Source organism: Priestia flexa, assembly GCF_021441905.1.
Taxonomy (GTDB): domain Bacteria; phylum Bacillota; class Bacilli; order Bacillales; family Bacillaceae_H; genus Priestia; species Priestia flexa.
Genome location: NZ_CP090431.1, coordinates 2,138,774 through 2,154,197 on the forward strand (window position 1 = coordinate 2,138,774; position 15,424 = coordinate 2,154,197).

General features: G+C 35.8%; 18 protein-coding genes and 1 other annotated feature. Of the genes, 8 read left to right on the plus strand and 10 right to left on the minus strand.

The window, feature by feature from the left end:
• Positions 1-38: 38 nt before the first annotated feature.
• Positions 39-1,379 (minus strand): sodium-dependent transporter, encoded by a 1,341-nt coding sequence (locus LZP85_RS11000; RefSeq protein WP_119543973.1) that lies wholly within the window; start codon positions 1,377-1,379, stop codon positions 39-41.
• 62 nt (positions 1,380-1,441) lie between these two features.
• Positions 1,442-1,696 (minus strand) — a binding site (T-box leader).
• Positions 1,697-1,902: 206 nt separating this feature from the next.
• On the opposite strand from LZP85_RS11000, the gene LZP85_RS11005 reads away from it, so the two are divergent.
• Together LZP85_RS11005 and LZP85_RS11010 are read left to right on the plus strand one after the other, a co-directional pair.
• Positions 1,903-2,367: a DinB family protein gene (locus LZP85_RS11005; RefSeq protein ID WP_025909987.1), complete on the plus strand. Its 465-nt coding sequence runs from the start codon at positions 1,903-1,905 to the stop codon at positions 2,365-2,367.
• A 203-nt stretch (positions 2,368-2,570) separates the two neighbouring features.
• On the plus strand, positions 2,571-3,314 hold the full coding sequence (locus tag LZP85_RS11010; RefSeq protein WP_025909986.1) for a class I SAM-dependent methyltransferase: 744 nt from the start codon (positions 2,571-2,573) through the stop codon (positions 3,312-3,314).
• 64 nt (positions 3,315-3,378) lie between these two features.
• Here the strand turns inward: LZP85_RS11010 and LZP85_RS11015 are convergent, their stop codons facing one another.
• The gene (locus tag LZP85_RS11015; RefSeq protein ID WP_226638949.1) at positions 3,379-4,044 is read right to left on the minus strand and encodes an FHA domain-containing protein; all 666 of its coding nucleotides are present in this window, start codon (positions 4,042-4,044) and stop codon (positions 3,379-3,381) included.
• 293 nt (positions 4,045-4,337) lie between these two features.
• Here LZP85_RS11015 and LZP85_RS11020 point away from each other — a divergent pair, with 293 nt between their 5' ends.
• Positions 4,338-4,478 carry a hypothetical protein gene (locus tag LZP85_RS11020; protein ID WP_167556122.1) on the plus strand — a complete coding sequence of 47 codons (141 nt, stop codon included), beginning with the start codon at positions 4,338-4,340 and terminating at the stop codon, positions 4,476-4,478.
• 38 nt (positions 4,479-4,516) lie between these two features.
• On the opposite strand, the gene cobT is transcribed toward LZP85_RS11020, so the two are convergent.
• On the minus strand, positions 4,517-5,554 hold the full coding sequence (cobT, locus tag LZP85_RS11025) for a nicotinate-nucleotide--dimethylbenzimidazole phosphoribosyltransferase (protein WP_224840288.1): 1,038 nt from the start codon (positions 5,552-5,554) through the stop codon (positions 4,517-4,519).
• A 187-nt stretch (positions 5,555-5,741) separates the two neighbouring features.
• Between cobT and LZP85_RS11030 the strand changes: the two genes are divergently transcribed.
• Positions 5,742-6,113 (plus strand): protein kinase family protein, encoded by a 372-nt coding sequence (locus tag LZP85_RS11030; protein WP_061785297.1) that lies wholly within the window; start codon positions 5,742-5,744, stop codon positions 6,111-6,113.
• A 223-nt stretch (positions 6,114-6,336) separates the two neighbouring features.
• Here the strand turns inward: LZP85_RS11030 and LZP85_RS11035 are convergent, their stop codons facing one another.
• A complete protein-coding gene (locus LZP85_RS11035) occupies positions 6,337-6,780 on the minus strand; it encodes a GNAT family N-acetyltransferase (protein ID WP_025909982.1) in 444 nt (147 codons plus the stop codon).
• 163 nt (positions 6,781-6,943) lie between these two features.
• Between LZP85_RS11035 and LZP85_RS11040 the strand changes: the two genes are divergently transcribed.
• Positions 6,944-7,546, plus strand: coding sequence for a YitT family protein (locus LZP85_RS11040; protein WP_206833691.1), 603 nt, complete (start codon positions 6,944-6,946; stop codon positions 7,544-7,546).
• A 26-nt stretch (positions 7,547-7,572) separates the two neighbouring features.
• Here LZP85_RS11040 and LZP85_RS11045 read toward each other — a convergent pair whose 3' ends face one another.
• Entirely contained in the window at positions 7,573-8,457 is an 885-nt protein-coding gene (locus LZP85_RS11045; RefSeq protein WP_078989569.1) for a diacylglycerol/lipid kinase family protein, read from the minus strand.
• Between the two features lie 189 nt (positions 8,458-8,646).
• Between LZP85_RS11045 and LZP85_RS11050 the strand changes: the two genes are divergently transcribed.
• Positions 8,647-9,135 carry a DUF4306 domain-containing protein gene (locus LZP85_RS11050; RefSeq protein WP_175406235.1) on the plus strand — a complete coding sequence of 163 codons (489 nt, stop codon included), beginning with the start codon at positions 8,647-8,649 and terminating at the stop codon, positions 9,133-9,135.
• A gap of 72 nt (positions 9,136-9,207) precedes the next feature.
• Here LZP85_RS11050 and LZP85_RS11055 read toward each other — a convergent pair whose 3' ends face one another.
• From LZP85_RS11055 to LZP85_RS11065, 3 genes are all read right to left on the minus strand, one after another.
• Positions 9,208-9,957 (minus strand): arylamine N-acetyltransferase family protein, encoded by a 750-nt coding sequence (locus tag LZP85_RS11055; RefSeq protein WP_119543969.1) that lies wholly within the window; start codon positions 9,955-9,957, stop codon positions 9,208-9,210.
• A 14-nt stretch (positions 9,958-9,971) separates the two neighbouring features.
• Positions 9,972-10,598, minus strand: coding sequence for an NUDIX hydrolase (locus LZP85_RS11060; protein ID WP_025909977.1), 627 nt, complete (start codon positions 10,596-10,598; stop codon positions 9,972-9,974).
• Positions 10,599-10,689: 91 nt separating this feature from the next.
• Positions 10,690-10,902: a DUF3231 family protein gene (locus LZP85_RS11065; protein ID WP_119544100.1), complete on the minus strand. Its 213-nt coding sequence runs from the start codon at positions 10,900-10,902 to the stop codon at positions 10,690-10,692.
• 98 nt (positions 10,903-11,000) lie between these two features.
• Between LZP85_RS11065 and LZP85_RS11070 the strand changes: the two genes are divergently transcribed.
• Positions 11,001-12,011, plus strand: a complete 1,011-nt coding sequence (locus LZP85_RS11070; protein WP_119544101.1) for a YeiH family protein — start codon at positions 11,001-11,003, stop codon at positions 12,009-12,011.
• Positions 12,012-12,065: 54 nt separating this feature from the next.
• On the opposite strand, the gene LZP85_RS11075 is transcribed toward LZP85_RS11070, so the two are convergent.
• On the minus strand, positions 12,066-13,169 hold the full coding sequence (locus LZP85_RS11075) for a citrate synthase/methylcitrate synthase (protein WP_119544102.1): 1,104 nt from the start codon (positions 13,167-13,169) through the stop codon (positions 12,066-12,068).
• 369 nt (positions 13,170-13,538) lie between these two features.
• Between LZP85_RS11075 and LZP85_RS11080 the strand changes: the two genes are divergently transcribed.
• Entirely contained in the window at positions 13,539-14,474 is a 936-nt protein-coding gene (locus LZP85_RS11080) for a LysR family transcriptional regulator (RefSeq protein WP_062687217.1), read from the plus strand.
• Positions 14,475-14,997: 523 nt separating this feature from the next.
• Here LZP85_RS11080 and LZP85_RS11085 read toward each other — a convergent pair.
• On the minus strand, positions 14,998-15,336 hold the full coding sequence (locus LZP85_RS11085) for a hypothetical protein (RefSeq protein ID WP_094910508.1): 339 nt from the start codon (positions 15,334-15,336) through the stop codon (positions 14,998-15,000).
• Positions 15,337-15,424 lie beyond the last annotated feature (88 nt).

Consider the following 15,424-nt stretch of genomic DNA (forward strand, 5'->3'; position numbering starts at 1 on the left):
AGGGAACCGCTGAATAGCGATTCCCTTTTTTACTGTTTTTACAGTACGCCAAACGTATGCAAGTACACGATGATAATAACAATTGGAATGATGTAACGAAGTAAGATCATCCATGCTTTAAACAAATATTTCGCTGTTCTGGAGCCTGATATGAATTCTTCATATACAGCTTTTTTATCCATGCGATATGAAACAAAAAAGGAAATTAACAGAGCACCAAATGGCATTAAAATGTTAAGTGTTAAATAATCAAGCGCATCGAATAAAATTTTCCCACCAAACGTGATATCTGATAAAACACCAAAAGATAGAGCTGAAGGAACTCCAACAATGAAGATTAAAATCCCCATAGTCCAAGATGCTTTCGTTCTCTTATCACTGTTCCCTTTTGTTACTGCTGCTACGATTGTTTCAAGTAAAGAAAATGCAGATGTTAATGTAGCAAACAAGAATAACGCTAGGAAAATTGTTAAAAACAAGCCGCCAAACGGAATTTGTTCAAACACAGCTGGTAGTACGTTAAATAGTAATCCTGGCCCTGCTGTTGGCTCTAAGCCAATTGAAAACACAGCTGGAAAAATCGCTAGCCCAGCAAAAATTGAAACCAAAATGTTTAGTCCTACAATCATTCCACCTGAACGCTGCAGACTTTCCTCTTTATTTAAGTAAGAGCTGTATGTGACCATGATTGAAATCCCAATACTAATTGCAAAGAACGATTGACCCATGGCATATAAAATACTTTCAGATGTTAGCTTTGTAAAATCAGGATTTAAGAAAAATGCTACTCCTTCCATCGCACCATCTAATGTTAATGAACGAACAATTAATGCAATAAATAAAATAAATAGTGCTGGAAACATGTATTTATTTGCTTTTTCAATTCCATTTTGAACACCTTTAGCAACGACAACAATCGTAATAATCATAAAGAGTAATTGTCCTATAACCGGTGAAAAAGAGCTTGAAATTGTATCATTAAATAAAGCTGCGTAATCATCTGTTGAACCTACCAATTGATTTGTAACGCTTCTGTATAGATATAATATAATCCAACCACCAACAACGCTATAAAATGATAAGATGACAAAACTCGTAATAACTCCTAGACGTCCTATCCATACCCATGCCGTTCCTGGAGCAATTTTTTCATATGCAGAAATAGCGTCTTTTTGTGTGCTACGCCCAATAACAAATTCAGCTAATAGTAAAGGCAAGCCGATTAATAACGTAAAGAGTAAGAAAATTAATAAAAACGCGCCTCCCCCACTAGTTCCCGCAACATATGGGAATTTCCAAATTGCGCCGATTCCAACTGCTGAACCTGCTGCTGCCATGATAAAACCTAACTTTGATGTCCATTGATTTGTTTGATTCATCTTGATGTTCCTTTCCGTCTAAATTTCTTCAACAAAAAAAGCTGGCCTAACGTCTCTTTACAACAAGAGACGTTAGGCCAGCTGACCTCCGCGGTACCACTCTTTTTGATTTTAATTCATCGATTAAAATCCACTTTACTTGTACATCATGTACAAACCTTCTAACGGAGGTTATGCGTTAAGATATAATAAGAAGTGAATTCCGTTCCATCTTAAGAGCTCCTGGGCGAGTTCAAGGTCATCTTATACTGTTTCACACCAACCAACAGCTCTCTGTTATAATTAGATCCTCTACTACTCCCAATCAACGCAAAATGTATATTGAAGAATTTAGTCAATTTATTTCGAAAATTTATAATATACGTATCATAAGTCTTTTTCTCTATAGTGTCAACCACTTTTTCTTATTTTTTTCTCTATTTTTCTACAAAATTCGTCATTTTATGCATATATTTTTAACTTACATAGGCACCATGGTATACTGACTATGAAGTAAAAATTTACATATTAGGAGTGGTAATTAATGTCCTCATCTCAGCGTCTTTTACATCATTTTTCAGCTCATCGTAATGTAACAAATATGTTAATTGATAAGATTGAAGAAAATCATTATGATTATCAACCAACACCAACATCTATGTCAGCATATAAACTCACTACACACATGCTTACTTCTTTTTACACATTTGCGAAAGTAGCACAAGAGGGCAACCTTGCTCCATTGGAAGAAAAGCATGATATTGAGCAGAAAAACTTATCGGAATTAGCCTCTCATTATACTGAAAAAACAAAAGACATCCTAGCTTCTTTAACAGACGACCAGTTAAACTGCGTTATCGATACCTCTGCGGTATTTGGTCAAAAGATGCCCGCAAGCCAATTAGTGTCAATGGCAATCGATCATGAAATTCATCATAAAGGTAACTTATTTGTATATGTTCGAGAAATGGGTCATACAGACCTACCTCTATTTGTAAAGTGGGGATAATTCAGCAGCTTAATTGACTAGCAGTCAATTAAGCTGTTTTTTTAAGAAGCTTGTAAATAAAGATAGAAGGGTCGTTCTATTTTGTCAGAATTGTGATATAATTTTACTATTCAATCGATTGTCTCTTACGTATTTTTCTCCTTAAGCTGTATTGATTGAACGACATGTTCTCGAACTACCTTTAATAAGGAGGCAGTATCAATATGAACCGCACACTCTCACACTCTTCGTTTATTTCGTCTTTTGGTGGAAATGTAATGAACATGCTCTCTCCTCAAGTTGGTGAAAACATCTTAGAAATTGGCTCAGGTAACGGATACATGGCAAATCAGCTTAGCTCTCTAGGTGTGAACATAACAGGTATTGATTCGTCGGAAAATATGATTGAACAGTCACAGCATCATTACCCTCACGTCCACTTTATGCGCGTCAATGCACTGGATTTAGACTATGAAGATCAGTTTGATGCAGTATTTTCCCAAAACACGCTTCACCTTATTCACCCTCCTACTGTTGTTATTAAAAATATTTATCGCGCACTCAGACTACAAGGACGCTTTGTGACAGAGTTCAATGGCCAAAACCACCTTTATCCTGTTTTTAACGAGGTGCTGCGCCAGCTTGTCGTTTTCAATATTATTTCATCTAATTTTTCTCTCCCTTTTTATTTTCCGAGTATTGGAGAATACACTTCCTTGCTTGAGCAGCATGGATTCGATGTTCAAAGCGCTATTCATTTCATACAGCCTCTCGTTTTACAGCACGAAGATGGCCTTCGTAACTGGCTTGATACACATGCATCATCTCTTTTCAATAATATAACGCCTGAAACAAAACAAATTATCTTTAATAGAGTTGAAGACAAGTTACAAAAAACATTTTTCAAACAAGACGAATGGTGTTTGCCAGCAGCTTATATTCGCGTACAGGCTGTAAAAACAATCTAACATTACAAATTAGCAAAAAAGCCATGCGGTACTTCACCACATGGCTTTTAGAACGACAAAGACATTATTTAAAATGAAGCATATACCCTTTACCTCGCACTACCTGAATATCAAGCGTTTGTCCTATTTTTTTGCGAACTCGGTACATTAAAGAATTAAGCTCTTCCGGATTAACAAATACATCATTTTTTTCCATCACTCGTTCTGGCCAAACTTGTTTTTTGAGCATTTCTTTTGAAACGAAGGTATCGTGCTGTTGAAGTAAATACGATAAACACGCATATTCCTTCTCTGATAATACATATACTTCATCTTTTACTCTAATCTTTTGAAGTACGGGATCAAGTTCATATTGCTTAGATGTGTGAATCTCATTTAATAGTGGACCTAAATCTAATGTTGCGTCCATGTCTTGGCTAATAAATGTTAAGACAGCTGTACCATTTGCAATTGATATTTGATCCTGATGCTGCAGTGTATATGAGTGAGCGGGAATAAGCTTTTGTCCATTTATTTGCGTCCCATGTTTGCTATTTAAATCAATAAGCTGATAGTTGTTTTCATTGGTAGTGATTTTAAAGTGCTTACGAGAGATGTATACGCTTTGAAACGCTAAATCAGGCAACCATCCATCTCCTTTTCGTCCAACTATAACAGTAGATTGTTCAAGAGGGACAGATGTTCCATTTACAAACGGAGCACCATGCTGAATAATGAGTGTACCATTCATCTGCATTACCTCTTTTTTCAGAATTTTCTTCATCTTATTATGTAATTATGATTATCGTATTTATTGCGATTGTATGTTACTTTCGATACTATCAACTTATCCACTCTTTTTATAATATATGTTCAATTTGTACAAGTAAATAATTTCAGCAAAGTTTAAGTGGATAGTCATAATTAAACTCATGAATTAAATTACAGTTTATTCTTGATAAACAATAATTAGTTATTTTGGCATATGCATATGTGATTACCTTCACAATTCTTATCTCTAAGCAAGTTACTGGAGGAAACAAAATGAACCGTGTAGCACAAGAAAAAGAAATTAAAGCGATTAAAAGACGTGTTGCTGTTGTACTACTAATTATGGGATCGTTCTTATTAACCGGCATAAGCTATGGAATTTATTCTATTATGATGCTGAACCTACATATATGATGATGTAAAAAAGACATACTGAGTATGTCTTTTTTTTACTATTCTTTGTTTGCAACACCTGCATCTGCAAATGTAGCCATCTCTTTAATCATCAAAGACGCTGAATGAAGAAGTGGAAACGCGATAGCTGCGCCACTTCCTTCACCAAGACGCATCTGTAAATTTAATAATGGTTCTTTTTTTAAAATGGACAGAGCGAATCGATGACCTGGCTCAACAGATTGATGGCTTGCAAACATATAGTCGGAAGCTAATTCATTCATTTGGACAGCAAACACAGCCGCTGTAGTACAAATAAACCCGTCCACAATGATTGGTATTCGGTATGAAGCTGCTGCAAGCATTGCGCCAACCATTCCTGCAATCTCAAGTCCTCCAAAAGCTGACAAAATGTCAATTGGATCTTTTACATCATATTGTCTATCTGCTAATGCTTGCTCAATTCTTTCTATTTTATGCTTTAGTTGTTGAGAAGTGATTCCTGTACCGCTGCCGACTAGCTCTTCTACTTTATGATTTGTTAAAGCAGCTAGTAGAGCTGTGCTAGAAGTAGTATTGCCAATTCCCATTTCTCCAACAATTAAGCACTTTATTCCTTTGTTAATTAGGCTTGTTGCTTCATTTATACCTATTTCAATCGCTTGCTCAACTTCATTTCTCGTCATTGCATGTTCATTGCAAAAATTGCGCGTACCCATTCTGACTTTTCGGCACGAAAGTTCACTGTGTTGAACAGTAGTGGTAATTCCAATATCCACAAGTTGAAATTGAGCTCCAATTTGCTTACTAAATACGTTAATAGCTGCGCCACCTTCTAAGAAATTAAGCGCCATTTGAGCAGTTACGCTTTTTGGGAAAGCTGATACCCCTTCTTCAACAACCCCATGATCTGCTGCAAATACCAGTACTCCAGGTGGTGTAACGGTTGGAAAAATCTCTTGTGTAATGCCAGCCAAATTAATTGCTAGCTCTTCTAACCTTCCTAAACTTCCTTGAGGCTTTGTTAGCGTGTCTATATACTTTGCTGCTGCTTCTGCAGCTTTAACATCTAGAGGTTGAATCTGTATGCTTGTCAAATTGTTGTACACTCCTTATTTTTTCTATATTCCTTACTTTATCAAATACTAAATTAGATTGGCTATATTTTTTACATGCCACTTGTTACAATGCGGCTACTTCACTCTTTTTATAAGTAGTTAACGTATATAAACTCTTGTTTCAACACAATTTATAGAAAAGGCTAAATGTGAAAGGAAGAAAAATGTGAAAGAACAACTCTCCTCTTTTGTTAAACAGCTTAAAGATTCAGTTACTAACGCTGCTAATGAGATTCAACAGAAAGCAAAGATTATGTTATCCCCTGATTGTGCCACTGTTTTTGAGTTATATGAGTGGGTAAAAGAACATTCTGAAACCCGTATTCAAAAACAATCGCTGCTTAACTTCAGTTATTGTTTTTATTCACTTAAGCTGGACGATGCCAGTTATTATATGGAAACAAAAGATAGCTATCTGCTGTACATGTCGATACAGCAATCCACAGGAGATTCTTTTACTTACAACTCTTACAAGAATTCCATCCATGATAAAATTAGCATTCCGTTTCCCTCAAATCAAAAAAGCACGATTTCATAAACGAAATCGTGCTTTTTCACTCATAACTGTTATTTACCTTTGCGAACTTTAAAAAGAAAGAAAGCAACGAGAAACCCGCCAATCGCGGTTAACAGTTTCCACATATGTACAATTGGATTGCTCTTCAATTCGTAAGTTTCTCCTTTCCTTTCATAACAACTAACGTACAACTTTATGCATTTCCATACTATACCATAATTTGTTTATAAATTGCAATAAACGATTACTTTTCATAGTGTAGCCATCTTGATTTTTCTCCGCCCATTTTCTCATAAAAATTCTGAGCAACTTCATTATCAACAGCTGTTTCCCAGGATAACCCCACTAAATCATTTTCTTTTACGTATGTTTCACATGCTTGAAATAATTTTTCTCCTACTTTATTTCCGCGATTCATTGGCAATACGTATAGATCGTTTAAAATAGCTGTTCTCTTTAGCTTTAATGTACTGAAGGTTACATAAATGGTTGCAAAACCAAGCAAGCGATTTTGTTCCTCAGCTACGTATTGAACTCCTTTTGATGAATCGGCTAATAATAACTCAAGATGAGAAACTATCTCTTTTCGTGGCGGTTCCGGCTGATGGTAAAAATCAACAATGTACTCTTTCATCAGTGTTGCTAGTCGTTCAACATCCTTTTCAACTGCACATCTAATAACAACCATATGCTCACTCCTCTAGTTAAACTATATGAAAATTCAACTATTTATTATAGCATAAATTGGATATTTCACAGAACAACCTATTAGATTAATAATCTCTCGAAAGAAAGGCATACGCTGGACAAACTTCCCATATATTATCAATGTACTAGCTTTTTGACAATTAATGAATAACTTTTTATATAGGGTGAGGACTATTTTTACTCGAGCAATCGTCATTTTTTGTGGTAGTTTATTAATCGGCTTAGGACTTAATGGGTTTATTGCACCCCATCATTTATTGGATGGTGGACTTATCGGCTTGGGCTTAGTTATTTATTACATGATTGGCTTGCCAATCGGCATATCCATTTTATTAGTTAATATACCTGTTTTTATTTACGCATTTTTTTACCATCGCAAACATTTTTTCTATGGCAGCATTGGGTTACTCTTTTCTTTTTTTATGACAGAAAAGCTAAACGTTATTGGTGGGAGTATGGAAATACCTTTACTGTTTAGTTCCATAATTGGAGGCGTGCTAACTGGTATGGGAATCGGTTTAATGCTTCGATATGAAGTTAGCTCAGATGGTCTTGATCTTATCGCTTTAATTATTTCAGCAAAGTGGCCGATTAATATTGGTCTTGTTATTTTTCTATTGGACAGCTTAATTATGCTTATCGGCTTACATATCGTGGGTTTTACAGCTTTTTGCTACTCAATGATTGTCATCGTGATGAGCAGCTTTATGATTATTACTTTCACTTCAAAGAAATGGATACCATAATAAAAAAAGCGCCATATCCAGGCGCTTTACATATTACCAACGTACATATCTAAATGATGGGGAAGAACCGAAATTGTTGCGGGCGTAGTTGTTTCTTTTTCACCATCACAATCTACAGTCTTCTGTGGAGTAGCGTCAATTGTTACTCGTTTTGTCTTAAAATGTAACAGCTGACTTGTTGGGTCCATTTGCTCTTCTCCAGGCGCTGTTTGAAGCCATTTGATGAGAGGCTCAAGAGCCATTTGTTTGACCACATATACATCTAAAAGCCCATCTTGAAACGAACAATTTCCTAAAACAGCTCGGTTTCCACCAAGGAAAGGACCGTTGCCAATCAAAACCATTACTGCTTCACCCTCATAAGTCGTTTCATCGCTATCAACTTCTACCTCAAAAGGTTCTACTTGGCTAATCGTTCTCCCCACACTCATATAATATGAGAGCTTACCAAACTTTTCTTTCCCATCTTCTAAAATGTTCTCAGAGACGTCTGCTACAAGGCCGATTCCCCAGAAGTTTAAAAAGTATTGTTGATTATGCTTGCCAACATCAACTGCAATTTTCTTTTGTGCAATAATTTGCTCTACTGCTTTCAATGGATTTTGATTCATGCCAATTGCACGAGAGAAATCATTACATGTTCCTCCTGGAAGAATTGCGAAAACGGGGCATTGTTCAAGCGGTGCAATGGCATTCACAAGCTCATAGATGGTTCCGTCTCCCCCAGCTCCAATAATGACATCCACATCAGAAGCGATTTCTTTTACAATTTCACTTCCATGACCTGGAGCCTCGGTTTCGTATAACTTCACCTCTGAAAAGGCTGTTTTCAATCTATCACAAATAAGTTCAATCGACTCAATTAATTTTTTATTACCTGCGTTTGGGTTTAAGATAACAGCTACTTTCATGTTTGTCTCTCCTATACATTACGTTTATTTGTCAATGTTCCCCTATTTTTATTAAGTTGAAACATGAACTTTTTCTGATGTGAATTTTGAACGTTTTATGACACTCTGTAAAATAAAATATTCTTCTTCTAAAAGCTGATATAATATCTTCCTAGAGTATGGCATTATTTGAAGGAGATGAAGCACTTTATGTCAATTAAATATATGACTCAGCTATTTGCAGCTTGTTTCATATTTCTTTTATCAACGGCAGCAACATGGTATGAGGGATCCAATTTGACTGATGATTCGTTTGAATGGAGAGATTCAGCAAAATATACCTCGATTGCTACTACTCCTATTACCTCTGGATACGATATTTCACAGGTGGACTATTTTATCTATGCAGCTAAACTTTATCCATTTTTCCCTATAATGATGCTTATAAGCGGCTTGTACTTACTTATTCTCCTTCTCGTTGCTGCTTTTAAGAATCGTTATTCATATATGAGTTTTTGTTTATTTATGCTAGCAACTTTGCTTTTTTTGCTAGGTTATAAACTATCGGCAAGTCCGTCTATTGGAGGGCTAGCTCTCATGAAAACGTGCTTAACCACCGGTTCTTTCGTGCTGATTTTTAGCTTTTATTATGGTTTAAAATTTATCAGAAACCATAAGATTCCATTCTTATCATCATAATTATTTATCTATTATTAAATAAATTAAAAGCACAAGGGTTTACTTGTATGTAACTGACCCTTGTGCTTTTTTTTATAGTACAATTTGAAAATATTTTTTTAGCTCTTTCCTAAACTGATCATCCGATATAATAGGTGTTTCCACTTTCTCTAATCCTTTTGTAATTTTTAATGTATTAGATGATAATGAAACTTTACCATCTTCAGTCGCTACGCTACAAAGCTTCTTTTGGCGAAAAAATGAAGTTGGATCGTGCTCATAATATCGGCAGGCAGTATAAAAATCATCTAGTTTTCTTGATTGAAGAGAAAATTTAAAAAGATCCTGCCAATCACTATTTTTTTCTTGAACAATCCATTCGTCATGACGGTTTAACACTCGGTATTCACCATTATTGTCCTTATATGTATGCCGGTCCTCAATTAGTAAAGGTTCAAAAAAGCCCCCTCCAATTCCTATATCGGCTAAGTAACTTTTCGCATCTACCTCTACGCATAGCGCTAGATGCGTACAGTCTTTGTTCCAGCTCTCTTGCGTTTCATTCCAAAATGCCGCTGATATCAACGTTACTTTAAATCCAAGCTGTGTTAAGATTGCGTACAATAAGCTGTTTGTTTCAAAGCATAGACCGCCGCGTTTGTTTCGTACAACTTTATCAAACACATGCTCTGGGTTCATTGATAAAGGCTTATTTAAGTGAATATCAAGATTTTCAAATGGAATTGTTAGAACAGATTGCTTATGTATATGCTTTAATAATGATGTTTGATCTGTTTGTAGATGTGCGTGAATGTGTTGTAAAAATTGTTGAATATGAACCATTTTTTTCTCCTCGCTTATTTTCTACTTAAATACCTTTGAATACGTTCTGCCACCTGTTGATAAAAGCTAAGGTCATGAGGAACTAGTTTTTTGTAGGTAATGTCTCCTTTAAAGGTCAATTTCATACCGTCTTTGCATGTGAATCCTTCTGCAAGAATGCTGTTTGTTTTGCCAAAACAAAAATTGTAAAAGTGATTGAAGTCAACGCGAACAATTCCTGCTACCTCTTCAAGCTGTAGATGATAGTCTCTTATTTCATATGGTGTTTCATATACAAAGACATGAGCAATCTCTTTATCAATGAAACCTTCTTTGTAAGCTTCATAGTGGACTTTCCCAATTGAAACCAACTCGTCCAATTTGACTTTTACACCTAGTTCTTCTTCTACTTCTCGAATTCCATTTTCAACGGTCTCATCAGCTAAAAGGTGTCCTGCAGCAGTGATATCAAACAAGCCCGGATAGTCTTTTTTATCCGTACTTCTGAGCTGTAAATAAATATAGGCTTTTGATGCTTCACGGCTGATAAACCAACAGTGAAACGTTTCATGCCAATAACCAAGTCGATGAACTTCTGCACGTGATGCTTGTCCAATTGGTTGATGGTTTTCATCAAATACCTTTAACATTTCATTTTCCATAACGACGCTCCTTTATTTATGTTCATAAAAAAGCACTACACTGGTATAATCTTACACCATTGTAGCGCCGATGAACATTATTATACTCTAATTATTTCGAGAAAAAATCATGTTTAGCAGCTAACGGAGGCTGCTCAAGCCAGCCTTTTTTGATACTGTTTTTCACACCATCAAGCGCAAACTTTACTGTTTCAAGCAATAGTCGACCGAAGTCAATTGTAATGTCTTTGCGAGCAACTTTTGAAAGGGCTGTTCCATAATTAGAAAGTCCATTTGTACTTGAAATGCCTGTGTGATAAATCATTAAAAATATTAATGATTAAAATAAAATAACAGTATTTCACTAATAGTTAAATCTCCTTTATGCTCAAAGAAGTACGAATCATATTGGAGTTGAAAAACATGAATACGAATAATGGTATTAAAAATGAACGTGGTTTAGCATATAGTGGTGGTCTTGCTTTTACCTTTGCTGTGGCGCTAGGAGGGTATTTTCTTGCATCTCTCTCAATTTTTAAAATGATAGGCCCCCTTGCTTGTGCACTCTTAATTGCAATTATTTATCGAAATTACATTGGGTACCCGACTCAACTTGAGCCAGGAATTAAATTTGCATCTACAGCTCTACTTCGTGGAGCTATTATCTTGTATGGTCTTCAGCTTCAGATTGATCAAATATTTGCTGTGGGTATCGGTATTTTTTTTAAAGATGCATTGGTTATTATCTTTTCGATTACGTGTATGGTCCTGGTTGGAAAATGGCTAAAAGCAGACTTGGCCATTTTATTATTGCTTGGTGTAGGAACGGGCATATGCGGAGCAGCCGCTATCGGAGCCATTTCTCCTATTATAAAATCAAAAGAAGAAGACATCGCAATAAGCATCGGAATTATTGCGCTAATTGGAAGTGTTTTTTCCATTGTCTACCCTTTTCTTCAGTCAGCTTTACATCTTTCTTCTGAAGATTACGGAATATGGTCTGGCATGAGTCTACATGAAATTGCTCATGTAACCCTCGCTGCTATGCCTGCAGGCCAAGAATCTCTATCCCTTGCTATTATAGCCAAGCTGGGCAGAGTCGTATGGTTAATTCCAATTAGCTTTTTGTTTGTTTTACTTATGAAAAAGAAAGAAAAACAAGGGACACCAACAGCTATCAAATTCCCATGGTTTTTAGTGGGTTTTCTTTTAATGAGCATTTTCAACAGCTATATTTTGGGAAGATATATACACATTCCTAATACAATAATGAGTAGCACCCCTGTCTTAACTACGTTCATTTTAACAATGGCAATGGTTGGTTTAGGTTTAAACGTTAACATTAAAACGCTATGCTCTAAATCTGTTCGGCCAATACTAGCAATTATCATTACTTCGTTGCTACTATCAACTATTACCCTAGTGATCATTTAATTCACAAAAAAAGAAGCGAATCCTTCAACATCCGCTTCTTTTTGATTCGAGTGTTTATTGTTTTTGTTCCACTGGCGTATAGCCGATATAAGATGACTGCGGACGATAAATACGATTATCTTCTGACTGCTCAAGTACGTGTGCAGTCCATCCTACCAGTCGACTTGCCGTAAAAGTGGGTGTGAACAAATCTGCTGGAAGCTCCACTGCTTTCATAACAGCTGCAGCAAAATATTCTACATTCGTGTAAATTTTTCTTCCTGGCTTATATTCATTTAACAGTCGAATGGTTGTATCTTCAATTTTTACAATGAAATCAAACCATTCGTTATCATCTGATATTTGCTTTGAAACCTCTTTTAAAGCTTCTGCTCTTGGATCATGTGTTCTGTACACACGATGTCCAAATCCCATAATTTTCTCTTTGTTCCCAAGCTTCTGTCGCACCCAAGGCTCAATGTTTTCTGCAGAGCCAATTTCTTGGAACATGCTAATAACACCAGAAGGAGCACCTCCATGTAAAGGTCCTTTCATTGCACCAATCGCTCCGCAAATCGCAGAGACCATGTCTGATTCAGTTGACGCTACCACGCGCGAAGAAAACGTTGATGCGTTCATACCATGCTCAATAGTAAGTACAAAATATGCGCTCAATGCTTTAACTAAGCTTGAATCCGATACTTCTCCTGTGATCATATACAGATAGTTAGCCACGTGATCTAGATTCTCATTCGGCTCAACAACTTCTAAACCATTCATTTTACGATACCAATAAGCAATAATAGTTGGCGCAATTGCCGTTAATGCAACCGCTTGATTTTTTGTAGGCGGCCAACTGTAAGATGGATCGCCAAGTGCTGAAATGCATGTACGAAGAGCACTCATGACTTCTGTATCTCTCGGTAAACAATCCATTAGCGCTACAATATTTTTTGGTAATACGCGATGTGCTTTCATCTCTTCTTTAAATTCATTAAGCTGTTCATGATTTGGTAACTGTCCGTTCCAAATCAAGTAAGCTACTTCTTCAAATGTATAGTTAATTGCTAAATCTTTCGCCCAGTATCCACGGTAAATCAGCTGACCTTTATCTCCATCAACGTGCCCAACTTTTGTTTCAGCCGCTACAATTCCTTCTAAACCTTTTACATATGTCATTATGACCACTCTCCCCTTTTTATTTTCTCTTTATTTATGAGGTGTTCTTGTAGTCTGATAAATTTCATCTTTCTATTTTATTCTTCTTCTTTGTATGTAAGAACAAATCAATAGCGATGTGTGAGGAACAACTATTATTATTTCTGTAAATTGAAGGTTCTAAAAACGGTATTTCTGAGGGTATAACCATTAATGATAACGCTTACAACATTGTGTTCTTATACAAAATAAGAAGGGTTATTCTTGTAAAAAAGATGAATTATCATTCAGTTTCCTTATGTAAGAGTTTACATTTTATTGAAACATAAGTAAAATAGATAAATAGAATAAATAGTATGAAAACAAAGAATATTAGTGAGGGGCTTGCTTATGGACATTCGTGAACTGCAACACTTTATGGAAGTTGTGAACCAAAAGAGTTTTACCAAGGCTGCATCTGCTATTCATTTATCTCAACCTGCTTTGAGTAAAATTGTGAAAAAGCTTGAAGAAGAGTTGGGCGTCGATTTATTTGATCGCTCGACTCGCAAACTGACTCTTACAGATGCAGGTCAAGTTGTATATAATCAAAGCCAAAAATTAGTTTCAACATTACATGAGCTTCATGCTCTATTAGATGATCTTAGACACTTACCAACTGGTGAAATTAAAATCGGCATACCACCTTTAATTGGTACCATTGTTTTTCCAATGATTGCAAAAAAGTTTACTAAAAAGCATCCACAAGTAACACTAGAGCTCGTGGAATTAGGCGCTAAGCGTATTGTTGAACTTGTTGAGTCTGAACAGGTAGACCTTGGGATTATTGTACTTCCAGTCCAAAACCCAATGTTTCATATTTATCCATTTGTACAAGAAGAGTTTAACTTATATATTCACCATAAACATCCACTTGCTCAAAAGCAGGTCGTATCTCTATCGGAATTAAAAGAAGAACCTTTCATCTTATTTAGCAAAGATTTCTCGCTTCACGACCGTATTATTCATGAATGTATTGAAGCTGGCTTCCAGCCGAAAATTGCCTATGAAAGCTCACAGTGGGATCTTATCATTGAACTCGTAGCTTCTGAACTCGGGATTGCTATTTTGCCAAAATCGGTTTATCCGAAGATTAATAATCCTTTAATACGTAGCATTCCCATTTCTTCTCCAACACCGATGTGGGAGTTAGGTATTATTTTAAAGAAAGAACGCTATATGTCATTTGCTACGCGAGAGCTTCTTAGCTTCTTAGTAGATGAAGAAATTATCCTACCGTCCCATATGATGAAAAAAGAAGAAGCTCAAAATTTACCTACTCCGTAATTTATTAGAAATAAGAATGGTTTATGTTAAATAAAAAAATGGTATAGAACAAAACGTCATGATTTCTTCTCAAAGATGATTCATCACGTTTCTACAATAGTTAAGTTATAAGAATAAGTTCGAAACCAACAAAAGATATCCGAACTATCAAAAGAAGTTAACTTTCGACGGTTCGGATATCTTGTTGACTTAAATACTTATTTTCCAGCTTCTTTTATATAAACATATTCTTATATAAGACCATAAAAAAACACCTTCAATGTAAGAGAAGATGTTAAGAATCGTCTGTACTTGTTTCTTTATAAATTTTGTGCAACATGCGATTAACAAGGACCATGCATACTCCTGCAAGTGCGAAAAGTGCGAACCATTCTTCCATTATCATAACTTTTCCTCCTTTGAAAATCGACTTAGTATATTGTCTTACAAGATAATTCGAACAAGTATCCTGTAAGACAATAATAGCAATTGATACCTAAATTGTAAATAGTATGCGCTTACATTTTTAAAATTTTCCGTCTATTCAATGATTAGTGATGACTTCTACTGGTCCATGGTCGTCACAGTGACCATCATGCACATGATGTAGCCTTCCATTTACTAAATAGTCCATATGATCTCCATGGGGTACCATCTCATGGCCACAATCCTCTTCATGATTACATCCACACTCTATTGGCTGACATGCATCAGGGTTGGTTTCATTTACCGGAATTACACACTCGTCCCAATGGTCATTATGTTTATGGTGTAGGTGACCGTTATGAACATAATCAATATGACCATCATGCATAATTTTCGTATGTCCACATGCTAGGCTATGCTCATGTTTATGTAAACCGCTATGTTCTTTATGCTCCATTTTTCCACCTCCCTACTCTATCTTTATTATGCACATTCCCCTATTTAAAAATCAGCGGAATATTTTAAAGAACAAAAAAAGCTGTGCA